Source organism: Vibrio nitrifigilis (assembly GCF_015686695.1).
Classification (GTDB): domain Bacteria; phylum Pseudomonadota; class Gammaproteobacteria; order Enterobacterales; family Vibrionaceae; genus Vibrio; species Vibrio nitrifigilis.
Genome location: NZ_JADPMR010000004.1, coordinates 380,876 through 403,781 on the forward strand (window position 1 = coordinate 380,876; position 22,906 = coordinate 403,781).

Here is a 22,906-nt window from a genome sequence, read left to right on the forward strand (position 1 = left end):
AACATCACAAATTCAGATTCAATTACTCAGCGATAGCGAGCACATCGGATTCAGCTAAAATGACGTATTCTTTACCGTCGATTTTTTCTTCTTTGACGCCATAACCATCATTAAACAAAACAGTGTCTCCGGCTTTAATTTCCATTGGGACACGATCGCCATTGTTTAATACACGGCCTTTGCCGACAGCAAGGACTTTACCAATGTTGGATTTTTTGACTGATTTGGATGTCAGAACAATTCCCCCTTCGGATTTGTTTTCGACTTCTTGTCGTTCAACAATCACCTTGTCGTTTAAAGGACGAATTTTCATTTGAAGTTGCCTCCTAAATAACACTCTAGATAAAAGACATCACATGTTCGGCTCAACGATTAGTTTGAGGCCACACTCTGTGGCGAGTCATCGCTAATAGCCCGAGTTGAATATGCGCTTACCTGCGCTTGCATGATCTATATAAGTGCTCAAAGCTGAACTTCAAGGGGATTTTTCGATAAAAAATATCTATTGTAACGATAAATATTATGAATCAATTTAGGCTGTTTTATTGCCAAAGGTAGCAAAGAATCGCCCTCTTATAGCACGCCGTTATGTTGTTTTTTTGCAACATGTAGTAGATCAATGTTTATGTGATCTTCTTCAAGTTTTCCTAGAGAAACCGGGCTCGCAGCGTTATCCTTAAGTGGCTAAATAAGCGTAGCTGTCACCCCGATAGATAGCTGAATTATTGTTATCAATATTGTTCTTTTAACCAGTTAAAGGGGGCGTTAAAGGTTTAATAATGAACAAAGGTTATTTTTATATTCTGTTCGCTACACTGTTCTTTAGTTCTATGGAGGTGGCATTAAAAATAGTGGCGACAGACTTCAATCCGTTGGAATTGAACTTCCTGCGCTTTGTCATAGGCACTGTGGTTTTATGGCCGATGGCAATAAGAAGTCTGAAAGAAAAAAACTTACATGTAACTAAGCAGCATTGGCCATTCTTTTTGCTGACTGGTTTCTTGTGTGTGGTCGTTAGTATGACTTTCTTTCAGTTGGCAATTATGTACGCGCATGCATCGATTGTTGCTATCTTGTTTAGCTGTAACGCGATTTTCGTTATTCCATTGGCACACGTGTTCCTTAAACAGCGTATGACTTGGGTAAGCGTTGGGTCTTTGGCCTTAAGCGTTGTAGGGATGCTATTTATCGTCAATCCTCAACACTTGCCAAACGTAGTGGGGGTCACACTCTCATTATTGGCCGCTGTTACCTTTGCCTTGTATGGCATTGTGGGGCAAATGGGCAATCGAAAATATGGTTTCACGGGGATCTCGTTAACGTTCTTTAGCTTTATCGCTGGATGTATCGAGATGGTCGTGTTCATGGCATTCACCCATATTCCGGCTGTTGCCACCACCTTCACTCATATGGGGTTGGCTAATTTTGCAAACATCCCATTTGTACAAGGTATCAGTGTGCATACGTTACCTGCGCTTATTTATTTAGGCATTTTCGTGACAGGTTTTGGTTACGCGTTCTATTTTATGGCAATGGAAGAAACCAGTGCTGCTACCGCGTCGGTGATTTTTTATATCAAACCGGCGTTAGCACCAATTTTGGCTATGGCTGTATTAGGAGAAGTGATCCATGAAAATACTGTCATTGGGATTATGTTTATCATCGCAGGATCGGCACTGACTTTTGCGGCGGCGGGTATCGATCGTCGGATTATTCGCAATACTCGTGCTTACATGCGGCACTTACGTTTTCAACGTTATCTGCGCCATCATCACGGGCAGCGTCATCAGCATTCTTACCAATAGGATGAATGAGAGAAAACTAGAGTTAAGCCCTCGTGATTGAGGGCTTTTTAGTCTCTATTGTGTTATCCAAACTGCATTTATGCTACGGTGAGAGCGTTCAACTGACTGCCGCACGATCATGACCGAAACCACGCTTACTATACCTTTACCTTCTTTGATTCACCGTATTGGTGGCATGCAAACTAAAGCGCTCAAAATGGTCGCTACCCAACATCAGTGTGAATTGAAACGTGTGCGACGTTCACGCAATTGGCAGCTGCAAGGCGAGGCGTTACATATTGAGCAATTTTATCGTCAATGCCAGCAACAATCGCCAGACACTTTGAAGTTTGTGATTAACAAAATTGCGCCTGTACTCGCTCAGAATCAAACCCTGCTTGAACCGTTGGCAGATAAACTGCAGCGCCTGTTAAGAGAGCAGCCGAATCTGACGCTGTCTGAACTGATGGCTCAAACCCAATGTACGATGCAGCAGGCAAGACAAGCTCGCTTTGCAGTGGAAGAGTGATCAGAGATGATTGATATGGGAAGGTGATGTGCATAGCAGGAGGAAACATCATTCCCTCCTGCTGATGTTGTAAGCGGTTAAGAACGGCTATCAAGCAAATCGCTAAGACCGTCACCAAGAATATTAAAGCCCAGTACGGTGACTAAAATGGCTAAACCAGGAAACAGCGAAAGATAAATATCTAAGCCGAGGAAGTTGCGGCCATCACTCATCATTGTGCCCCATTCCGGGCTGGGTGGCTGTACCCCCAATCCTAAGAAAGAGAGGCTTGCCGCGGAAAGGACGACGCTACCTGCGGTGAGCGTTGATTGCACGATCAAAGGACCAATCGCATTACGAATAACGTAACGAGTAATGATTCTAGAATGACGCACCCCTAGGGAATGAGCGGCTTCAACGTATTCTTGAGTTTTAATATTGAGGGTTAAGTTACGGCTCAAACGAGCGTACACCGGAATAGAGAAAATGGAGATGGCAATCAGCATATTCACTAATCCCTCTCCCAACACACTGACGATCAATATGGCTAATACAATCCCTGGGAAAGCAAAAATAATATCCATCACCCACATGATCACCTGATCAAGGCGGCGGTGACCTAACCCAGCTAACACCCCAAGTGGAACACCAATGAGCATGGATAAGCCAACGCTTAGCAGCACTTCTAAAATGGTGATACGTGCGCCGTAAATCACCCGCGTGAAAATATCTCGGCCATAATCATCAGTACCAAACCAGTGAGTCAATGAAGGCGGTTGTAAGGTGCTTAATAAATCTTGCGCAGCAGGATCATAGCGAGTGAGCCACGGGGCAAATAATGCGGCTAGGGCCAAAATAGCCACTAAAATGCCGCCGAGTACCAAGCTAGAGTGAGTTGAAAGATGGTACCAAAGTATCTGCAGTCGTTCTGATCCTGCGCGTTTTTCTGTCAATTCCATTAGTTAAACCTGATCTTTGGATTTAAGAAACCGATGACTACTTCACCAAGCAAGTTCATCAATACCACGCCGCTTACCGCCACTAAGGTTACCCCTTCAATCACTGGGTAATCACGATAACGCACAGAATCAACCAATAAACGGCCAATACCTGGCCAGTTAAATAGAGATTCGGTCACAACGGCACCACCAATTAAGCTACCAAAATTGAGTGCGATAATAGTAACAATAGGCACTAAAGCATTACGAAACGCGTGCAGCCAATAGATACGAACAGGGGATAAGCCTTTGGCTTTCGCCGTGCGAATATAATCGGCAGATAGCACATCGATAACGCCAGAACGTGTCATACGGGCGACGACTGCCATTGGAAATATTGCGAGCGTTAAGGTAGGGAGAATGTAGCTCTTCCAACTGGTTGCGCCCAACAAAGGCAACCAATGCAGCTCAACAGAAAAATAGTTCATGGCAAGTAGTGCGAGCCAGAAGTTTGCGACTGAAGCGCCAGTGATGGCTAATATCATCACTATTTGGTCAATCGCCCGGTGTTGATACACCGCACCGAGCATGCCTGCCGGTACCCCAACAACAATGGCGACTATGTAGGCGAGCAATGCAAGAATGAGAGTGTAGGGTAGGCGCTCTGAAATTTCAGACAGCACTGGCTGCTTAGATTTTAACGAGTGCCCGAAATCGCCCTGGACGGCACCTTCGACAAATTTAATATATTGAACGGGAAGGGGCTGTTCGAGTCCTAAACGCACTCGCATATCTTGTACAGCTTCTGGCGTGGCTTGGTTGCCTGCCATTAACCGGGCGGGATCGCCCGGTAATGAGCGTATGGCAATGAAGACCACTAAAGAGACGCCAATCAAAATAAAAGGAAAGGCGAACAGTTTTTTAATGATGTATGACTTCATGTTACCGCTTAACCATTATTGCGCGCTGGTTGTGGCATTGCGTACTACCAGATTACCACCAGGGATCATCTCTACACCTTTGATATTTTTACCTGATGCATAAAGATCATCTTGATAATAAAGCAATACTTGTGGTGCATCGTGACTGATCAGTTTCTGCAATTTGACGTACAGTGCAGCACGCTTGTTCTCATCAAGTGATGAAGACGCTTGATCAATCAGCTTATCCACTTCACTGTTTTTGTAGAAACCGAGGTTAGCGCCGCTCGGTGCAAAGCTGCGCGAATCATACAGTGGGCGCAGTTGGTTATCGTTACCCACTAGACCTGATGACCATGAAGCGAGTACTGAACTCACACCCAATTTGGCTTTTTCTTCAGCATTAGCAAACGCTGCTTTGGTCCACACACCGCTTTCCATCTGTTTGACATCAAGCTGCACGCCAATCTTCTTCCACATGGCTTGCAATACTTGTGCGGTGCGAGCGTCAGGGCCTTGCACAGCAATCGACATGCTAAATCCGTTCGGATACCCCGCTTCTTTAAGCAGCGTTTTGGCTTTTTCAATATTGTATGGATAGTCATTCAGTTTGGTATCGTATCCTGGCGCGATAGAGGCCAACGGTGAATTAGCCGGTTTCGCGTAGCCAAATGATACGGCTTTAACCAGTGTGTCACGATTCGTCGCAAAGTTTAGAGCTTGGCGAACACGAATGTCGTTGAGCGGTTTCATTTTCGTATCGAGTGCGACCCAGAATACTGCCGAGCCCGGTGAACGATTTAATGAAACGTTAGGATTGTTCTGTAATAAACGAGCAAACTGCGGTGGCACTGGGTTAATCACATCCGCTTCACCGGATTGAATCGCCATATTCATTACCGACATCTCTTCGCTCCACGTCCATTTCAGATCGTCAGCGCCGGTCGTTTTACCCCAATAATCCGGATTACGTTTTTCCAAAACGTATTCACCAGTTTTGTATTTTACAAATTCATAAGGGCCAGTACCGTCAGCTTGCATACTTAATGTTCCGGCTTTGTCAGCTTTAGGGCTAACCATCATTGCCGCGCCAGAGGTCATTAAGTTAAGAAATGTCGGGAACGTTTTTTTCAGTGTAATAACAACTTTGTCATCGCCTTGTGCTTTCACGCTTGCAATCACATTACGTAAACGACCACTGGCAGCCAAGCCGCGTGATTTATCTAAATGACGCTGGATGTTGTACACCACGGCTTTGGCGTTAAAAGGTGTTCCATCATGGAAGGTGACATCTTTACGTAGCGTAAATGTCCACACTTTGCCGGTTTTGTCGTTTTCCCAACTGGTCGCCAGTGCTGGAATGATCTGCTTTTCTTTATTAAAGCGCACCAAGCCTTCATACATAGGGTCGAGCATATTGAAAGTATAGGTGGCGGTTTGATCGCCTGGATCCATGCTACGCGGAGGTTCGCTTTGCATGATAGTCACTGTTGATGCTAAGGCCATTTGGGGTAGGCACAGTAGAGCGATTTTGCTTAATGAAAGCACTCGCCCGCGCCAATTGTGTCGCTTGGTATGTTGCATGTGATTCCCTCACGTCTTTCCGTTGATGCTCTTAGTGTCCTATTGCCTATATGGCCCTTGAGCTTGTGTATTCGCTATTAACTTCTTCATTAAAGTTAATTTATTGCAATAACATGCATAATTAGTCCTATATTGTGACTTTATTGCCCTAATTAGGTGCTAATTAGCACGTTTTTGGTGCGTTTTTAGTTAAATAATCATATAAGTTAACTAAAAATAGGTTATTTTGTAATTATATAAACTAATTAGTTGATTTATTCATTTTCACTCAGTATTGTCAAGACAAACAGGTTAAAAAAAGATCTCTAATGCTCGATTCATCACAGCAATCCATTGTTACGCTCATTCATCGCGGAGGCCCTTTAAGCCGAACTGCTTTAGCGCGTGCACTTGGTATTAGTAAAACAGCCATTAGCCACCCGGTGCGCCAGTTGCTAGAACTGGGTTTTCTCGAAGAAGAAGCCGCAAGTGCAACAGGCCAAGGGAGACCATCGGTACTATTGGCTTTGCAGAGCGGGCACAGCTTTTTTATTGGTGTTTCTCTACTTAATGAACAATTAGAGTTGTTACTGCTCGATCTTAACGGTGAGGTCCATGCTCATCGCCAATGTGAGATTGAACGGCAGCCTGAGCGACTCGTCGCCTTGATTACCGAGCAAATTCCACTGTTGATTGAACAGGGAGAAATAAGTAGCGAATCGGTATTAGGTATTGGTATTGCTCTTTCTGGTGTCGTGACTGAATCACGTGACCGCTGTTTAAAATCGACCATTCTTGATTGGGTGGATGTGCCTTTAGCTGACATGCTAGAGCGTTCTCTGGTCCAGACGCATGATCTCTCGATTCCGGTCTGTATGGAAAACGATGCGAAATCTTTGGCGATTGCTCAGCACCTTTTCGCCCATGCCCGTGATGTGAAAGATTTCACCTTAATTACTCTGGGTGAGGGTATAGGCTCGGCACATTTTATTAATGGTCAGCTCTATCGAGGAGCTCATGGGGGGGCAGGTGAGATAGCGCATACGACAGTAGAGCCTAACAATTTGCCTTGCCGCTGTGGTAAACGCGGTTGTCTGGATACGGTCGCATCGCTCATTGCCATTCGCGAACAAGCGCAGCAAGAGCAACTGTCGGCAGTGACAATTCCTGAACTTGAAGCGTTAGCTGCCACAGGGCATTCCGCAGCCGTGCGAATTTTGCACCGTGCGGGTAATGCTTTGGGGTTGGCGATGGCGAACATTATCCAAATCAATGATCCAGAACGAGTGTTACTCGCCCACCCGGAACACTATTTTGACGGACTATTTGCCACCATTGTTAAACAGAGCATGATGGCCAATGTATTGCCTAATATTGCAGACAAAATTGAAATTAAACCATTTGTGATCACACCGCAAAGTTGGCCTTATGCCGCTGCAAGCGTGGCGATTTACCAGTTTTTATATCAGTAATACCGAGCGCATTGCGATGCTCGGTATCACATAGACTCAAAAAGGAAGAGATATGCGTATTGCTGTTGGAGGCATTCATATTGAATGCAGCACATACAACCCAGTGCTTACTTATCAGGATGAATTTCGAGTGACTGAAGGAGAGGCATTGCTTGAGCACCCAAGTTTTGCTTTTCTGAATGATTATCCGGCAGAGTTTATTCCAACGCTGCATGCGCGTGCCATTCCTGGTGGTCCCGTTGCTAAAGAAACCTATGACGAATTTAAGCGTCGATTTTTGGTGGGATTGAAAAAGGCGCTACCTGTCGATGGTGTTTATCTTGCAATGCATGGCGCTATGTATGTGGAAGGCATGGAAGATGCGGAAGCGGATTGGATTAGCGCGACTCGCGAGGTCGTAGGGCCGGATTGCTTAATTAGCGCAAGTTATGACTTACACGGCAACGTGTCGCAAACAATCATCGATCAAATCAATATGTACTCGGCTTATCGCACTGCACCGCATATTGATATTGAAGAAACCCAGCGTCGTTCTGTGGATATGTTGGTTAAGAGTATTCAGACTGGCATAAAACCCAAACTGTACTGGTGCCCAGTCCCAGTCGTGTTGGCTGGCGAACAAACCAGTACGGAAGATGAACCCGCAGGGCAACTCTATGCTCAGTTACCCGACATCGATAAGCTTGATGGTGTTTGGGATGCTTCGTTATTAGTCGGGTATGTTTGGGCTGATGAGCCACGAGGCACTGCTTGTGCGGTGTTAACTGGCACAGATGAGGCGGTGCTTAAAGCGCAGGCTGAGAAACTGGCTTTAGATTATTGGCAAGCGCGCGACACGTTTGCTTTTGGGTGCCAAACCGGCACGGTTGAAGAGTGTGTACGCTGGGCAAAAGAGTCACAAACTCATCCCGTTGTCTTAGCGGATTCTGGAGATAACCCAACCGGCGGCGGTGTCGGTGACCGTGGCGATGTATTAGCGGAACTTATCCAGCAAGATGCGCAAAATGTCGTAGTTGCAGGTATCGCTGATAAAGCGGCAACCCAAGCTGCGTTTAAAGCAGGTGTGGGCGCTCAACTAGCCTTAACCATTGGTGCAAGTCTCGATCCGAAAGGGGGCTCTGCGACAGCTAACTTTACTGTGAAACGCTTGATTGATGCTACGGCTGAGACTGCGCCACAGGCAATTTTGAGCACAGGTGGCATCGATGTCGTAGTGTGTGAGCGTCGCCGTCCATATCATAATTTGAGTGACTTTGAGTTATTGGGCATTAATGTAAAAGAAGTGGGTATTTTAGTTGTGAAGTCAGGTTATCTATCGCCAGACCTAGCACCACTTGCAAGCCCTAATTTAATGGCCTTATCGCAGGGAGTGGTCGATCAGTATGTCGAGCGTTTACCCAGACCACGCAAAAAAGTGCTGACGTTCCCATTTGATCGCGAGTTTGATTATACGCCGAAGGCGTTTGCTAGCCGCCAAAATGCATCTTAGTTAAAAATAAATTCATACCATTAGAGCGGCGTAGCGGCCGCTTTTGATAGAGATTATGTTGTTGGAGAATCGTATGCCAGGGCAGGCACCCGTACTTGAAGTCACAAATTTATCGACTCAGTTTCGTGATAAACATCGTTGGAAAACCGTGATCGAAGATATTCACTTTTGTGTCTATCCTGGTGAAACCCTCGCGATAGTGGGTGAGTCCGGCTCAGGTAAGAGCGTGACGTCATTATCCATTATGCGTTTGTTGAATCCGCGGCAGAGTCGCATCTCGGGCAGTATAAAATTGTCTGGCCAAGAGCTAACGACATTGTCGGATAAAGCAATGCGGCAAATCCGTGCAAACGATATTGCAATGATTTTCCAAGAGCCGATGACATCGCTTAACCCTGCTTTTACGGTGGGGGAGCAAATCGCTGAATTATTAAAAGTTCATCAACATTGCAGTCATAAAGAAGCGCGTGAGCAAACCATCGAATTACTCAATAAAGTCCGCATTCCTAATGCACAGCAACGGTTTGATGAATATCCGCATCAGTTTTCTGGCGGTATGCGCCAACGAGTAATGATTGCGATGGCTCTAGCGCTAAAGCCTAAGTTGCTGATTGCGGATGAGCCAACGACCGCTTTGGATGTCACCATCCAAGGGCAAATCTTGGATTTAATTAAAACCCTGCAACAAGAAGAGGGGATGGCGGTGCTGTTTATCACTCATGATATGGGGGTGGTTGCGGAAGTCGCTGACCGTACTTTAGTTATGTTTCGTGGTCACCAAGTGGAAGAGAACACCACCGAGAAGCTGTTTGCTGAGCCTGAGCAATATTACACTCGCATGTTGCTTAATGCGGTCCCGAAACTGGGTGAAGTGGCCGATAGTCATGAACCGATTAAGTTTCCTCAATTAGAAGAGCAAAGTGGTGAACCGATTCATTACGCTCCGCAGCCAGCTCTTTTAGAGGGACAGTTGCCGTTACTTGAAGTGAAAAACTTAACTACGCGTTTTCCCATTCATGGCGGTTTTTGGTCACGCCAAACCGCAGCGGTACATGCGGTTGAAGACATCAGTTTTTGTGTTTATCCCGGCGAAACGCTCTCTTTTGTTGGTGAGTCGGGATGTGGCAAGTCGACGACGGGCCGTTCATTAATGCGTTTGGTAGAGCCAGACAGTGGCTACGTTGAATTTAATGGTTACGATGTTCGCTCGCTAAATAAAGCGGATTTACGCAAAATGCGCCGTGATATTCAGTTTATCTTCCAAGACCCATTTGCCAGTTTAAATCCGCGAATGACGGTGGAAGAAACCTTGATCGAACCACTTCTCGAACATGGATTGGTGACCAAATCGGAAGCGAAAAAGAAAGCCGCTGATCTAATTGAGCAAGTGGGTCTATCCGTTGACATGTTACGCCGTTATCCGCATGAGTTTTCAGGTGGTCAGCGCCAGCGGATCTCCATTGCTCGCGCATTAACGCTTGATCCGAAATTGATCATTGCCGATGAATCTGTGTCGGCGCTCGATGTGTCGGTTAAAGCTCAAGTTGTGAATCTATTGATGGATTTGCAGCAGCAGCGCAATCTTGCGTATTTGTTTATTTCTCATGATATGGCGGTGGTCGAGCGAATTAGTCATCGTGTTGCTGTGATGTATTTGGGTGAAATTGTTGAAATTGGACCAAGACAAGCGGTGTTTAATTCACCGCAGCATCCCTACACCAAAAAGCTGTTACAAGCGGTGCCAGTGGCAGACCCTAAACGACGTCACCTAAAACGAGAGCAAGAGATATCGGAGCTGAAAAGTCCTATTCGAGATTTGGATTATGTTGTGCCCAAACGGCATTATCAGCAAGTGGGAGAGGACCACTGGGTAATGGCATCCGCATCATGAATATAGGCTAAAACTTATTGATTTAAATGTAATTAACCCAGCGTGTTTGTTGCAGATAGTTTAACTTCTGGAGCGAGATCAAGGTTTATTATTGTGGGCATGGTGGTCTTTGTGGGTTTTCGGTAGGGTTGCGACCGCGTTAGAAGAAGGTTTGCAACGAATACTGTAATCGCTTTGATTATCATCAGCTCGCTTGCGATATCGGTGAAAGAGATGAGTCATGAGGCTCAAAATTTATACATGACGACTCTCTCTCACTCTGGCCTTCTGAAAACTGGCTAGAGGTTGGAAAACCAACCAATAAAAATATCGTAAAAAAAGAGATAACACCTCATGTTTAGTAGTTTAAAAAATAAAGCAAAATCACTTTCTGAAGATCTTAATAAAGCAGCAGATAAAGCGAATGAAAAACTTAGCCAAGGCGCTAAGTTTGTGGATGAACTTAAGAAAGACACCACAGAATTTGCCAATGATGTGAAAGGCAGTGTAGATAAAAAGACTGACGCTGCAATGAAGTCATTTAATGAGCAGAAAGATCAGCTTGGCAAAAACATCGACGAGCAGATCGAAAAAATCACCAAATAATGTCGATGTGATAAGTTAATGGTTAAGCGAAAAAAACGAGCAATATTGCTCGTTTTTTTATGGCTAAATTTTACTAATTAGTGGGAGTGGCTGTGAGTTCGGGCAGCATGCTGTTGGCGCATTTTTAATACCACTACGAAACCGACGGCGGCGAAGATGACGCAAAGAAAAAAGATGTCTCGATAGCCATAATGGTTAGCGATAACGCCAGTAAATGGTCCCGTAACCCCGTAGGCGATATCTTGAAATGCAGAGTATGCACCTAATGCTGTGCCGCGACTTTGCGGTTCAACGCGGTCAACCACAATGATGCCTAACGATGGGAAAATCATGGAACAACCGGCTCCAGTTAATGCCGCGCCGATAAGTCCTAAAATCGCATTAGGCGCAGCGCCTAACAGTGCTAAGCCAATCACTTCAACCACAAAGCAATATTTAGCGACCTCGACTCCGCCAATTCTATCGGGTAGCGATCCGACGGCAATACGAGTTAGAACAAACGAAATCCCAAACGCAGATAACGCAAAACCACTCATCGCCCAGTTTTGATGGTGAAAATACAGCACCACAAAGCTACTGATCACAGCAAAGCCTGTGCCTTGTAAACCCAACGCTAACCCGGGCTGCCAGATTTTTCGAATCACAGTGGTAAATGGGGCACGTTTACCGGATTTAATTGGCACAGCGGGCACACCAATAATAAAGACGGTGGCAATCACTGGCAGTAATAACGTCACAAGACCGACTGCGCCGAAACCGCCTGTTTGATACACCCATAAGCCGATAGGCGCAGACGTAGCCAAAGCTCCATAGGTTGCCATGCCATTCCAAGACATCACTTTTCCTGAATGCGTTGCATCAACCAAACCAATGCCCCATGCAAGATTTCCGGTTAAAATAATGCTTTCACCAAAACCGAGTATGATCCGGCCAAGAATCAAAATCACAAAAGCGACGGCTGGCTGATAAGTGAAGGGCGTTGAGGCAAGATAGAGGAGCCCAGAGGCGGCACAACAGGCCATACCCAACCAAGTGGTTTGTCTTGCTCCAGATTGGTCGGCACGTTTACCAGCAAAGTTACGGGTTAAAAGGGTAGTAATAAATTGAGCACCGATAGCCAAACCGACAAAAAGGTTACTAAGTCCAAGCTGTTGCTGAACGTATAGAGCGATTGCAGGCAGCGCGAGCCCTATTGTCATATAGGAAAAATACATGCCGAGTACAATACGTAAAAGACGAGAGTCTTCTTTTGAAAGCGTGTTCATGGTGGCCTTCTCCTCATTGTTGTGATCGCTGTTAATCGTGCCAGTCCTCATTAGCCAAATGATGAATCACAAGGCAAACGTAACGAAACCTAGTGCGAGCATTAGGTTAACGAGTGGCGTTAGCGAGCCTGTCCTGATAAGAGGCGAGCAATGAGGGCAAGGCTAGCACTTATTTAACAGTAGTTATGCAATCGATTGTACTCTTCATTAAACCTGTTAAGTTAATATAGTGTTATTAATTTATGTAAAAATATGAATATACCTTAATGGATTAGGTGCAGGATTCAGCACGGTCGCTAAGAGCACAGACCAAGCTCGGCAACGGCAGTGTTGGGCATTTTAGTTCTACACGCCCTTTACTGTTTTTAAACAGGGTGTGCATCGCGATGCTTCATTTGTCGGTGAAGCGTAAATCGATAGAACAATTGAGCACATAAGATCAATGAACAACCAGCGAGTTTGTTGGCTGGCAATTGTTCGCTGTACCAGTAGGCCGAAATTAATAAGGTGAATACTGGCTCCATAATCATGATGACGGCAGCATTGGTTGGTGACGTGTTCTTCTGTCCACGTAGTTGAATCCAAAAACGTAAGCTGGTGGCAATGACGACACTGGCAACAAACCAACTCCAAGTTTCAGTCGAGAAGTGGCTTGGCCAGTGTTCCCAAATTCCGGAAATAATTAGTGAGGCTATACCGGTTACCGCCAGTTGGATCGACGTCAGTGGCGTGACGGGAACGCGTGCAGAAAAGTAGCTATTGAAGCGGAAATAGACCGCTTGAGTTAAAGCAGCGATTAAAAACCAGCCTTGCGAGGGAGAAAATGACGCGTTGTGATTGAAGGTCAGTAATCCGAGGCCACATATCGCAATCGGTAATGAACGCCAGTATGCACTTGAGGGCATTGTACGGAGCCAAACAAGATCAAGCAGCGGGACGATGAGCATCGACAGGCTCATAATAAATGCACCATCGCCAAGGGTAGTGGCGGTGGCTACTGCGTACATCCAGAAATCGATTGATATTGCTTGGAGTAATCCCCCAATGAGCATGTAGCCCCATTGTTTGGATGTGATGCCTTTGAAGGCATGAAAGCCAAGACAAGCGATAATAATGGCACCGGCAGTAAAACGCAGGCCAATAAAACCAAAAATAGGCATTTCAACGGTCGCTTCTTTGGAAAAAATCCAACCCCAACCGGCGATAAAAGTAGTCAATAAAAGAAGTAAATCGGCGCTTCGCTGCTGTTTCATATCGTTCATGCTTAAGTTAATTTGCATCAATGATGATGGTTTCACATCGACAAATCTGTGATGGTTCATTAATGCTTAAGAGAATAAAAAGAAAGTGGCCTTCCCAAAGGAAAGCCACCTTAGTTGTGCGTTATCTCAAGAGTTGGGAGTGATGAGATGCGCACCTCACATCAGAGCAAAAGCTCACGTTCAATTCGTTCGCGCGTTTCTATTGCTTGGACATCCATTTTTTCAGGGAAACCAAATAGAGCCGCTGCCACAATAGGGTCTCCACCGACTTTAAATTTGCGTTGAGCAAAACCGGTATCGCGTAGACCTTGGAAAATACCATCGAAGTCGACTTCACCTTCACCCATACCAACGTGTTGGTGGATCGTTGCGTCCACACCCGGTGGGTTAACAATGTAGCGGTTTGGTTTCGTGTGATTGTAGGTATCGCCAATCAACACATGAGAAAGGTCCTGACCACAGTATTCGATCATAGAGCGAACATCGCCTTTACCTTTATCATAGAAGAAAGTGTGTGGTGAGCTGTACAGATAAGTGACGTTATCACTGCGCAGTGATTGTACAAGATCAACGGTTTCGTTGTTTAGTTCACAGAAATCGTAAGGGTGTGATTGGATTTCGATACGAATACCTTCGCGTTCGACGATTGGAAGAATTTCTTCCATGGATTTGTACCACATCTCTTCACAGATTTTTGGTTGATTAGGATCGCCCGATAGTTCGGTATTGATGACTTCAACGCCCATCTCAACGGCGATTTCAATCATACGTTTCCAGTTTTTCACTGCCGCTTGGCGACGAGCTTCATCTGGACCAGACCAACGATACACCACAATAAACGATGAGATTTCTACGCCAGTTTCACGTAGCGCACGTTTATATTCATTCATGATGTCACGGCCCGCTTTAGGGTGACGGTAGAATGGGTTGATCTGTGGGTGAGGAGATTGTTCGATGTATTTGTAGCCCCAGTCTGCGACTTTGTGCACCATTTGGGTGATGCCCAATGGGCGAATAACATCGACGTCGAAAGCAATTTTCATTTTGAACCGCTCCTTTACGTAGGGTAGGAATTAAGGGGGCTTACGGCCCCTCTTAGTTAGTAATATCGATAGGTCTTATCAACTAATCCGTTCAGGCTTAGTACTGTCTTGATTGACTGACTTTTTCGTTGATCACTTTAGTGATTTCATTAATACGGTCACTTTCTGATACTTGAGCGACACCGACACGCCAGAAGCTAAAGTATTTATGCACCATGGTTTTTGGTAGAACTTTTACATCAATCACGGTTGAGCAATCTTGTTTTACTGCGTCATCTAGCGCGGCTTTAAGTTGTTCTACAGTAGTCACCCGGTAGGTTTTACAGCCATAGCCTTCACCAATTTTGGCAAAATCCATTGGGACAAAACCACCGTCTAAACGGTCTGCACGTTGGTCACGGAAGCGGAATTCTGTGTAGAAACTGTCCATACCGTGTTCCATTTGCAGGTTGTTGATACAACCATTGGTCATGTTATCGAATACGATGACGTTGATCTTTTGGCGTTCTTGAATCGAGGTGACCAACTCAGAATGAAGCATCATAAATGCGCCATCCCCTACCAATGTGAATACTTCTTTTTCTGGGTTGGCCAATTTGACCCCTAAAGAAGCATTGACCTCGTAACCCATACAAGAGTAACCATATTCAACGTGGTAACTGTTTGGACTACGAGTCTTCCAAATACGTTGTAAATCGCCAGGTAAGCTACCTGAAGCACCAACAATCACTGAATTCTCTGGGATTAAATCATTCACCATGCCTAATGCGCGGGTTTGGGTAAGCACTGAATCAGTTAAGGCCTGGAACTCTTTAAATACTTGTTCACGTGGTAAGTGGTCATCAATTTCAGGAACAAACTCTTTTTCATTAAATTCAACAGCGTATAAACGTTGACGTTCTTTAATGTACTCATTTTGCACGGATTGAATTTCATCAGCCCAACCGCCGCGATAACCTGTGGTATTCAGTTTGTCGCCAAGAGCGGTTAGTGCTTGTTTTGCATCGGCAACCACTTGTACACCATCCAACTTGAAGGCATCAAAGCGGCTAACGTTAATGTTGACGTATTTGACGTCTGGGTTTTGGAAAATCCATTTTGAAGATGTAGTGAAGTCGGTATAACGAGTACCCACCCCGATAATCAAATCCGCTTCTTTAGCCAGTGTATTCGCTGCCAGACAGCCAGTTTCACCGATACCACCCACGTTATAAGGGTGTTCTGAAACTAATGTCCCTTTACCAGCTTGAGTTTCAGCAAATGGAATCGCAAATTTTTCGCTAAATTGGCTAAGAATGTCGCCAGCTTGTGCGTATTTCAAACCGCCACCACAAATCAACAGAGGTTTTTTCGCTGCGCTAATCAGTTCAACAGCATCTTGCAACGATTCTTCTGTCGCGATTTGACGTTCAATACGGTGAACGCGTTTAGTAAAGAAGTAATCAGGGTAATCGTACGCTTCACCTTGCACATCTTGTGGTAGAGCAATAGTGACTGCGCCTGTGTCTGCAGGATCGGTCAATACACGCATCGCGTTGATACAAGCTGTCATTAACTGTTCTGGACGAGTCACACGATCCCAGTATTTACATACCGGTTTGAAGGCATCATTAGTACTGATACTCAAATCATGAGGTTGTTCTACTTGTTGTAAAACGGGATCTGGTTGGCGAGTTGCGTAAGTATCACCAGGTAGTAGCAATAATGGGATGTGGTTAGCAGTTGCAGTTGCTGCAGCTGTTACCATGTTGGCAGCACCAGGACCAATAGAGGAAGTACACGCATAAATTTGTTGACGTAAAGACTGTTTTGCAAAACCGATGGCAGCATGTGCCATACCTTGTTCGTTACGTCCTTGGTGGATTTCCAAATCCCCTGCATTTTGTTCTAAGGCTTGGCCGAGTCCCAACACGTTTCCGTGCCCGAAGATACCAAAAATGCCTTTAACGAATTTAATTTCTTGTCCATCAACACTGACGTACTGATTGTCCAGAAATTTTACTAAGGCTTGAGCCACTGTGAGTCGAATTGTTTTCATTGTCTTGGTTCCTGTTCACGACAACCGAGCGGGTTGAAATAGGGTAGATATTCATATCAATCAACGAGTCCATTATAAGCAGCTATTTTTTCATTGGAATAGAAAATAAAATTAATATTTCATTGTGAGAGGTGGATCAAATTAAGCGATTTTTAACGCTAGTTCACTGTATATAAAGGCTTTATCTATAGGTGTGCTGTTTTTGAATTGTGATGAAAGTGGAATTTTTTAAAGGAAAATGAAATGAATAGCTCAAGTTGTTTCAAAATTCGTTGAAAATGAAATTTTTATTCCTAATAATAATCCCATCGCATCTACGAGTATGAGGATTGCAAGATGAACGAGGTGAATAAACAACTGGATGTCATCTGTATAGGTCGCGTCGCATTAGACTTATATGGACAACAAATTGGCTCACGTTTGGAAGACATGAATTCTTTCTCTAAATACCTAGGGGGATCGTCTGGTAACGTTGCTTACGGTACAGCTATTCAAGGTTTAAAATCAGGGATGCTGGCTCGTGTCGGTGATGAGCACATGGGACGCTTTTTGCGCGAAGAATTGCAACGTGTTGGTTGTGATACCCAATGTCTGATTACAGATAAAGAAAGATTGACTGCATTAGTGATTCTAGGGATTAAAGACCAAGACACTTTCCCATTGATTTTCTACCGTGATAACTGTGCAGACATGGCATTGTGTGAAGATGATATCGATGAAAACTACATCGCATCATCTCGTGCATTGGCGATTACAGGTACTCACCTGTCTCACCCAAATACCCGTGGTGCGGTACTAAAAGCACTAGAATATGCTAAAAAACATGGTCTAAAACGTGCGCTTGATATCGATTATCGTCCTGTTTTATGGGGATTAACTTCTCTAGGCGACGGTGAAACACGTTTTATCGAATCTGATGCAGTGACTAAATCATTGCAAGAAGTATTAGGTAACTTCGACCTTATTGTCGGTACAGAAGAAGAGTTCCATATTGCCGGTGGTACCACAAATACATTGGCCGCGCTACGTAAAGTCCGTGAATTTACTGATGCAGCGTTGGTGTGTAAACGCGGTGCGGATGGCTGTTCTGTATTTGAAGGTCCAATTCCAGCAAGCTGGGATGACGTTGCGCTACAAAGTGGCGTCAAAGTCAAAGTACTGAACGTGTTAGGTGCTGGCGATGCCTTTATGTCTGGCTTGCTACGTGGCTACTTAAACGACGAAAGTTGGGAACAAAGCTGCCGTTACGCAAACGCTTGTGGTGCATTGGTGGTTTCTCGCCATGGTTGTGCACCTGCTATGCCAACTAAAGCTGAGCTGGACAATTACTTACTACGTGATAAAGATGTTCCTCGCCCTGATAAAGATGAACTTTTGAATCACTTACACCGTGTGACTACACGCAAACAAGAATGGCCTGAATTGTGTGTCTTCGCGTTTGACCATCGTCGTCAATTAACAGATATGTGTGAAGAAGTTGGCGCTGATGAAAGTCGCATTCCACAGTTGAAACAGTTATTACTACAAGCTGCACGCCAAACGGCAGAAGCGGCAGGGCTGAATCACTCCAGTGGTATTTTGGCGGACACGACCTTTGGCCAAGATGCATTGAATGAAATTACTGGTAATAACTGGTGGATCGGTCGACCAATTGAAATGCCAAGTTCTCGTCCACTGCGCTTAGAACACGGTAATATCGGTTCTCAACTGATTTCATGGCCACAAGAACATGTTGTGAAATGCCTGTTCTTCTACCATCCAAATGACACACAAGCGATGCGTGAAGAGCAAGAAGCATTGGTGACAGAAGTGTATCAAGCATGCTGCCAATCTGGCCATGAATTGCTTCTTGAATTGATTCTTCCAGCCGATTCAGCTGATAAAGATGAAAAACACTACGCAACGATTGTACAGCGCTTCTACGATTTGGGCGTGAAACCGGATTGGTGGAAACTTCCTCCACTAAAAGAAAAAGCAAATTGGGATACTATCAGTGGTTTGATTGACCAATATGACCCATATTGCCGTGGCATCGTTATTCTTGGTCTTGATGCTCCAAGTGATGAGTTGAAAGCTGGCTTTGCTAACGCGAAAGATGTAGAAAAAGTGAAAGGTTTCGCGGTTGGCCGTACTATCTTCGGTGAACCATCGAAGCAATGGTTGGCTGGTGAATATGATGATTATCAACTGATTCAAGCAGTTTCAGAAAACTATCTACGCTTGATTGGTTATTGGCGTGAAGTAAGACCTGCCAAATAAACCATCGTTTTAAAAAGCCAGCATTTTGCTGGCTTTTTTATCACCTAAGATAGAAATTTGAGAGCATTTCCTTTATAGTTCCACACGGAACGTGAAATATTTGTATTAAAAAAATAAAAACCGGAACACCTTCGTCAAATTTAATCTTATTTGGGCTTTCTATTCATTAACAGAAGCATAGATGACAAACATTATGACAACAACAACACAACTTGCGGAGCTACAGGAAGAGATCCGTGCTCGTTATAGTAGTTTAAGTAAACGTTTAAAGCAGATCGCACAATATGTGCTAGATAATAGCAGTACGATTCCTTTTGATACCATAGCGGAAATAGCCAAAAAAGCCGATGTTCCACCTTCTACATTAATTCGTTTTGCGAATGCGTTTGGCTATGATGGTTTTAATGAAATGAAACAAGTATTCCGGGATAACTTGATGGAAGATACCGTAAGTTATACCGAACGAGTTAAGCTATATCGTCAAACCAATGATGACGGTATGGATGCACCAGAATCGCCCAGTGAGATTTTAAAAACGTTCAGCATGGTGAACGCCACGGCACTTAAACAGTTACCTAACTCCATTAATAAAGAGGATTTGGCGCTCGCCGTTGAGTTACTCAATAACGCGGAAAATATCTACGTGATTGGTTTAAGGCGTTCTTTTAGTGTCGCTTCTTACTTAACTTACGCGTTCCGCCACTTGGAACGTCGAACCTTTTTAATTGATGGCTTAGGCGGCATGTTCCGTGAACAATTGGCATTAGTGAAACCGACCGATGTCGTGATTGCCATTAGCTATTCACCTTATTCTAAAGAAGTGGTCGATTTGGTCCAATTAGGTGTTGAAAAGGGCGCCAAACAGATTGCGATTACCGATAGTATGGTCAGCCCACTTTCTGCCTTTAGTGATGTGTCTTTTGTGATTCGTGAAGCACAAATGGACGGCTTCCGTTCGCAAATCTCTTCTATGTGCTTGGCACAGACTCTCATGCTGTCTATGGCCGTTGATAACGCCAAATAACTGCTAAGTGCAATGTATATAGAGCGCCACATGATGGCGCTCTTTTCGTTTTATGAAATAGCATCTGGCAAATATTATAGAATTAGGCAGAATTCTCGGACTATCAGGCAGTCACTTCCACTTAAATTTCTACTAAGATTATTTATTCATAAAAGTAATATTCGTCCTCATTGAATACTCTTTAGTTTTTTCAGTAAAAGAGACTACAGAGAATGATTCGAGCCGTTCTATTGCAAAAGTCATATAGCTAAATTCAAAGGAAGCGAAAATGAAAACAGTAGGTTATGCAGCACATTCTGCAGATTCTGAATTGGTTCCATATCATTTTGAACGTCGTGAATTACGCGGCAATGATGTCGCAATTGAAATTACCTATTGCGGTGTGTGCCACTCAGATTTACATACCGTAAATGGTGATTGGGGGCCTCAGCCATATCCTTTAGTCCCTGGACATGAAATTGTCGGAATAGTGACTGCAATTGGTGACGACGTGGGAACCTATAAAGTAGGTGATAAAGTCGCTGTTGGTTGTATGGTGGATTCTTGTCAAGAATGTGACCAGTGTGAGCACGGTGAAGAGCAGTACTGTCGTCATGGTATGACGCCAACCTACGGGGCTCCTGATCGTGAAACTGGGGAAATCACTCAAGGTGGTTACTCAAAACACATTGTGGTCCGTGAAGAGTTTGTGTTACGTATTCCAGACAACATGGATATGTCGCGCGCGGCGCCGATTCTATGTGCAGGTATTACGACATTTTCACCGCTGCGTACGTGGAATGTGAAAGCAGGCACTCGGGTTGGTGTTATCGGCCTTGGTGGTTTAGGGCATATGGCGGTTAAACTGGCCGTCGCAATGGATGCTGAAGTGACGGTGATCAGTCGCTCGAACAATAAAGAAGCCGAAGCAAAAGCGCTAGGGGCGAAAGGGATCTTAGCATCCACCGATAATGAAGCGATGCAACAATCACTCAATGCGTTTGATTTAATCATCGATACTGTGCCAACTAAGCACGATGTGAATATCTACACGCCGTTATTAGATGTTGACGGTTCACTCGTTATTGTCGGGCAAGTAGGGCCTTTAGAAGAGCTAATGTCAGTACCTCTCGTGTTTGGCCGCCGCCGTGTTGCGGGCTCTCTCATTGGTGGTATTGCGGAAACTCAAGAAGTGTTGGATTTCTGCGCGAAGCACAATGTGTATCCAGAATGCGAAATGATTAAGATTGATGAAATCAACTCTGCATTTGAACGCTTAGCAAAAGGCGATTTAGCGCACCGTTTTGTGATTGATATGGGTTCTTTAACCGCCGCCTAATTCAATGATGAAAGAATGGCGATAAAAAGGCCATTAGTAGAATAAAGCGACCCCCAATAGTTGGACACCAATTATTGGGGGCTTTTTATTTGCGTGAAATGAACAGTAGAAGGGCACAGCAAAGGCTTTTTAGCACAATCAGTTAACCAGTTCGTGATCCCATTCTTGTTGTTTAATTAAACCGTAGACTATGCTTTTTATTTGATAATTAACGAAAAGGGAGCGGTCGAGTGATCACAATTAATATTCAAGACAAACCCCTAGTGGAGATTGAATATCTTCATCCAATGAATGCACAACAAGCGTTAGAAATGGCTTACGATATTATCGATGATGCAAGCAAGTTTTCTTATTCACTAGAATACTATGGCGCTAATCTAGGGTACTTGGTTGATATGATCAACGATACTTATGATACCTACGAGCCTGGAGAACATCCGTATTTCTTCTGGGAGTTTTTGGTGAATAACCAAGAGGCCATGGTTGGGATTGATAATTTAGATTTACACGATAACGATGTGATTAACATGCGCTACATTGAGTTTGATCCGAACGAACATGATGAATGGATGCAGTCACAAACAAAAAGAGACAAGTTGCACTCGTAGTGGAATAAATGAAGCAAACAAAAAAGGCGGCCAGTCGGGTGACAATCTGGCCGCAATAAATTATACCCAGCAGCTTGAGGAGACTGAGTATAAACCTACCTAGTCTTCTTTAGGGTAAGCGTCGGTGTTGATCCAAGAATGATCATCTTCCCAAGTGAATTTCCATTGGCGGATAGGACCTGCCATTACGTTTAAGTAATAGCCGTCATAACCCGCTAACATGGCTACAGGGTGGTAGCCGCGTGGTACTTTAACAACATCATGATCGTAAACCGCCATGGTTTCATCGAGATCACGTTCATCAGTATAAACACGTTGTAAACAGAAACCTTGCGCTGGATTTAAGCGGTGGTAGTAGGTTTCTTCCAAATAAGTTTCAGTATCAGAAGCGGTATCATGCTTGTGGCTAGGGTATGAGCTGGTATCACCTTCTGCGGTATAAACTTCAACCACTAGCAAGCTATCTGCTGGTTCTGTTTCTGGCAGAATATTTTGTACGTGACGTTTGTTGCGACCTTTACCACGGTATTCAACACTGACGTCATCAGGGCCGATTAAGCGAGCTGGCAAGTTGCCTTGGCTAGGGGCGCTACATACGGCTAATTCAAGTTTTGTTGTGGCTTCAACGACTACTTTGTCATCATGTGGGACATAGACAGAGTAGGCTGGTATTTTTTCAAATACATCCATACGTTGGCCAATTTCCCCAAAAGACTCTTTGCTTGTGGTGATTTTTGCTTTACCAGCGATCAACACCAAACATAGCTCACGATCGCCACTTTCTAGTGTGATGGTTTGACCTTTAGTCAGTTGATAAGCATCGAAACCAACATATTTCCAACCTGCGTTTTCTGGAGTGATATGTTGAATGAGGCCTTCCCCATTCGGTTTTTGGTATTTCGATAGTAAGTTACTCACTGGAGACTCCTTATTTTCCCT

19 protein-coding genes are annotated in these 22,906 nt (G+C 44.5%); 10 read left to right on the forward strand and 9 right to left on the reverse strand.

Annotated features, from left to right (window positions below; translation table 11 throughout):
- Nucleotides 1-22: 22 nt before the first annotated feature.
- Nucleotides 23-313 carry a co-chaperone GroES gene (locus I1A42_RS17975; protein WP_161154354.1) on the reverse strand — a complete coding sequence of 97 codons (291 nt, stop codon included), beginning with the start codon at nt 311-313 and terminating at the stop codon, nt 23-25.
- A gap of 466 nt (nt 314-779) precedes the next feature.
- Here I1A42_RS17975 and I1A42_RS17980 point away from each other — a divergent pair, with 466 nt between their 5' ends.
- Together I1A42_RS17980 and I1A42_RS17985 are read left to right on the forward strand one after the other, a co-directional pair.
- Nucleotides 780-1,805 (forward strand): DMT family transporter, encoded by a 1,026-nt coding sequence (locus tag I1A42_RS17980; protein ID WP_161154353.1) that lies wholly within the window; start codon nt 780-782, stop codon nt 1,803-1,805.
- 118 nt (nt 1,806-1,923) lie between these two features.
- Entirely contained in the window at nt 1,924-2,313 is a 390-nt protein-coding gene (locus tag I1A42_RS17985; RefSeq protein WP_196124287.1) for a ribosome recycling factor family protein, read from the forward strand.
- Between the two features lie 77 nt (nt 2,314-2,390).
- Here the strand turns inward: I1A42_RS17985 and I1A42_RS17990 are convergent, their stop codons facing one another.
- From I1A42_RS17990 to I1A42_RS18000, 3 genes are read right to left on the reverse strand one after another with little or no spacing between them, the layout of a single operon-like run.
- Entirely contained in the window at nt 2,391-3,251 is an 861-nt protein-coding gene (locus tag I1A42_RS17990; protein ID WP_196124288.1) for an ABC transporter permease, read from the reverse strand.
- Entirely contained in the window at nt 3,251-4,171 is a 921-nt protein-coding gene (locus I1A42_RS17995; protein ID WP_161154350.1) for an ABC transporter permease, read from the reverse strand. Before I1A42_RS17995 ends, I1A42_RS17990 begins: the two co-directional genes overlap by 1 nt.
- Nucleotides 4,172-4,186: 15 nt before the next feature.
- On the reverse strand, nt 4,187-5,734 hold the full coding sequence (locus I1A42_RS18000) for an ABC transporter substrate-binding protein (protein WP_196124289.1): 1,548 nt from the start codon (nt 5,732-5,734) through the stop codon (nt 4,187-4,189).
- A gap of 308 nt (nt 5,735-6,042) precedes the next feature.
- Between I1A42_RS18000 and I1A42_RS18005 the strand changes: the two genes are divergently transcribed.
- The 4 genes from I1A42_RS18005 (at nt 6,043) to I1A42_RS18020 (ending at nt 11,150) form a co-directional block, all read left to right on the forward strand.
- Nucleotides 6,043-7,185 carry an ROK family protein gene (locus I1A42_RS18005; protein WP_196124290.1) on the forward strand — a complete coding sequence of 381 codons (1,143 nt, stop codon included), beginning with the start codon at nt 6,043-6,045 and terminating at the stop codon, nt 7,183-7,185.
- A 52-nt stretch (nt 7,186-7,237) separates the two neighbouring features.
- Nucleotides 7,238-8,674, forward strand: a complete 1,437-nt coding sequence (locus I1A42_RS18010; protein ID WP_196124291.1) for a M81 family metallopeptidase — start codon at nt 7,238-7,240, stop codon at nt 8,672-8,674.
- 73 nt (nt 8,675-8,747) lie between these two features.
- Complete coding sequence (locus I1A42_RS18015) at nt 8,748-10,565, forward strand: ABC transporter ATP-binding protein (RefSeq protein ID WP_196124292.1); 1,818 nt, start codon at nt 8,748-8,750, stop codon at nt 10,563-10,565.
- A gap of 333 nt (nt 10,566-10,898) precedes the next feature.
- Complete coding sequence (locus I1A42_RS18020; RefSeq protein WP_161154345.1) at nt 10,899-11,150, forward strand: hypothetical protein; 252 nt, start codon at nt 10,899-10,901, stop codon at nt 11,148-11,150.
- Nucleotides 11,151-11,227: 77 nt separating this feature from the next.
- On the opposite strand, the gene I1A42_RS18025 is transcribed toward I1A42_RS18020, so the two are convergent.
- The 4 genes from I1A42_RS18025 to iolD form a co-directional block, all read right to left on the reverse strand.
- Nucleotides 11,228-12,415, reverse strand: a complete 1,188-nt coding sequence (locus tag I1A42_RS18025) for an arabinose transporter (RefSeq protein WP_230389649.1) — start codon at nt 12,413-12,415, stop codon at nt 11,228-11,230.
- 365 nt (nt 12,416-12,780) lie between these two features.
- Nucleotides 12,781-13,668, reverse strand: a complete 888-nt coding sequence (locus I1A42_RS18030; protein WP_196124294.1) for a DMT family transporter — start codon at nt 13,666-13,668, stop codon at nt 12,781-12,783.
- A gap of 170 nt (nt 13,669-13,838) precedes the next feature.
- Nucleotides 13,839-14,720: a sugar phosphate isomerase/epimerase family protein gene (locus I1A42_RS18035; RefSeq protein WP_196124295.1), complete on the reverse strand. Its 882-nt coding sequence runs from the start codon at nt 14,718-14,720 to the stop codon at nt 13,839-13,841.
- A 97-nt stretch (nt 14,721-14,817) separates the two neighbouring features.
- Nucleotides 14,818-16,758 (reverse strand): 3D-(3,5/4)-trihydroxycyclohexane-1,2-dione acylhydrolase (decyclizing), encoded by a 1,941-nt coding sequence (iolD, locus tag I1A42_RS18040; protein ID WP_196124296.1) that lies wholly within the window; start codon nt 16,756-16,758, stop codon nt 14,818-14,820.
- A gap of 336 nt (nt 16,759-17,094) precedes the next feature.
- Between iolD and I1A42_RS18045 the strand changes: the two genes are divergently transcribed.
- From I1A42_RS18045 to I1A42_RS24805, 4 genes are all read left to right on the forward strand, one after another.
- Nucleotides 17,095-19,017, forward strand: coding sequence for a bifunctional 5-dehydro-2-deoxygluconokinase/5-dehydro-2-deoxyphosphogluconate aldolase (locus I1A42_RS18045; protein ID WP_161154340.1), 1,923 nt, complete (start codon nt 17,095-17,097; stop codon nt 19,015-19,017).
- A gap of 193 nt (nt 19,018-19,210) precedes the next feature.
- Entirely contained in the window at nt 19,211-20,041 is an 831-nt protein-coding gene (locus I1A42_RS18050; RefSeq protein WP_161154339.1) for a MurR/RpiR family transcriptional regulator, read from the forward strand.
- Nucleotides 20,042-20,309: 268 nt separating this feature from the next.
- The gene (locus I1A42_RS18055; RefSeq protein ID WP_196124297.1) at nt 20,310-21,359 is read left to right on the forward strand and encodes an NAD(P)-dependent alcohol dehydrogenase; all 1,050 of its coding nucleotides are present in this window, start codon (nt 20,310-20,312) and stop codon (nt 21,357-21,359) included.
- A 230-nt stretch (nt 21,360-21,589) separates the two neighbouring features.
- On the forward strand, nt 21,590-21,967 hold the full coding sequence (locus tag I1A42_RS24805; protein ID WP_161154335.1) for a DUF4430 domain-containing protein: 378 nt from the start codon (nt 21,590-21,592) through the stop codon (nt 21,965-21,967).
- Nucleotides 21,968-22,066: 99 nt separating this feature from the next.
- Here I1A42_RS24805 and iolB read toward each other — a convergent pair whose 3' ends face one another.
- Nucleotides 22,067-22,885 (reverse strand): 5-deoxy-glucuronate isomerase, encoded by an 819-nt coding sequence (gene iolB, locus I1A42_RS18065; protein WP_196124298.1) that lies wholly within the window; start codon nt 22,883-22,885, stop codon nt 22,067-22,069.
- Nucleotides 22,886-22,906 lie beyond the last annotated feature (21 nt).

What these genes read in the sequence shown, in the direction of transcription:
- I1A42_RS18000 (WP_196124289.1), bottom strand. Translation starts at nt 5,734, where the DNA reads ATGCAACATACCAAGCGACACAATTGGCGCGGGCGAGTGCTTTCATTA.
- I1A42_RS18030 (WP_196124294.1), bottom strand. Translation starts at nt 13,668, where the DNA reads ATGAAACAGCAGCGAAGCGCCGATTTACTTCTTTTATTGACTACTTTT.
- I1A42_RS18015 (WP_196124292.1), top strand. Translation starts at nt 8,748, where the DNA reads ATGCCAGGGCAGGCACCCGTACTTGAAGTCACAAATTTATCGACTCAG.
- I1A42_RS18055 (WP_196124297.1), top strand. Translation starts at nt 20,310, where the DNA reads ATGAAAACAGTAGGTTATGCAGCACATTCTGCAGATTCTGAATTGGTT.
- I1A42_RS17985 (WP_196124287.1), top strand. Translation starts at nt 1,924, where the DNA reads ATGACCGAAACCACGCTTACTATACCTTTACCTTCTTTGATTCACCGT.
- I1A42_RS17980 (WP_161154353.1), top strand. Translation starts at nt 780, where the DNA reads ATGAACAAAGGTTATTTTTATATTCTGTTCGCTACACTGTTCTTTAGT.
- iolD (WP_196124296.1), bottom strand. Translation starts at nt 16,758, where the DNA reads ATGAAAACAATTCGACTCACAGTGGCTCAAGCCTTAGTAAAATTTCTG.
- I1A42_RS18035 (WP_196124295.1), bottom strand. Translation starts at nt 14,720, where the DNA reads ATGAAAATTGCTTTCGACGTCGATGTTATTCGCCCATTGGGCATCACC.
- I1A42_RS18010 (WP_196124291.1), top strand. Translation starts at nt 7,238, where the DNA reads ATGCGTATTGCTGTTGGAGGCATTCATATTGAATGCAGCACATACAAC.
- I1A42_RS17995 (WP_161154350.1), bottom strand. Translation starts at nt 4,171, where the DNA reads ATGAAGTCATACATCATTAAAAAACTGTTCGCCTTTCCTTTTATTTTG.
- I1A42_RS18045 (WP_161154340.1), top strand. Translation starts at nt 17,095, where the DNA reads ATGAACGAGGTGAATAAACAACTGGATGTCATCTGTATAGGTCGCGTC.
- I1A42_RS18005 (WP_196124290.1), top strand. Translation starts at nt 6,043, where the DNA reads ATGCTCGATTCATCACAGCAATCCATTGTTACGCTCATTCATCGCGGA.
- I1A42_RS17990 (WP_196124288.1), bottom strand. Translation starts at nt 3,251, where the DNA reads ATGGAATTGACAGAAAAACGCGCAGGATCAGAACGACTGCAGATACTT.
- I1A42_RS18020 (WP_161154345.1), top strand. Translation starts at nt 10,899, where the DNA reads ATGTTTAGTAGTTTAAAAAATAAAGCAAAATCACTTTCTGAAGATCTT.
- I1A42_RS17975 (WP_161154354.1), bottom strand. Translation starts at nt 313, where the DNA reads ATGAAAATTCGTCCTTTAAACGACAAGGTGATTGTTGAACGACAAGAA.
- I1A42_RS18025 (WP_230389649.1), bottom strand. Translation starts at nt 12,415, where the DNA reads ATGAACACGCTTTCAAAAGAAGACTCTCGTCTTTTACGTATTGTACTC.
- I1A42_RS18050 (WP_161154339.1), top strand. Translation starts at nt 19,211, where the DNA reads ATGACAACAACAACACAACTTGCGGAGCTACAGGAAGAGATCCGTGCT.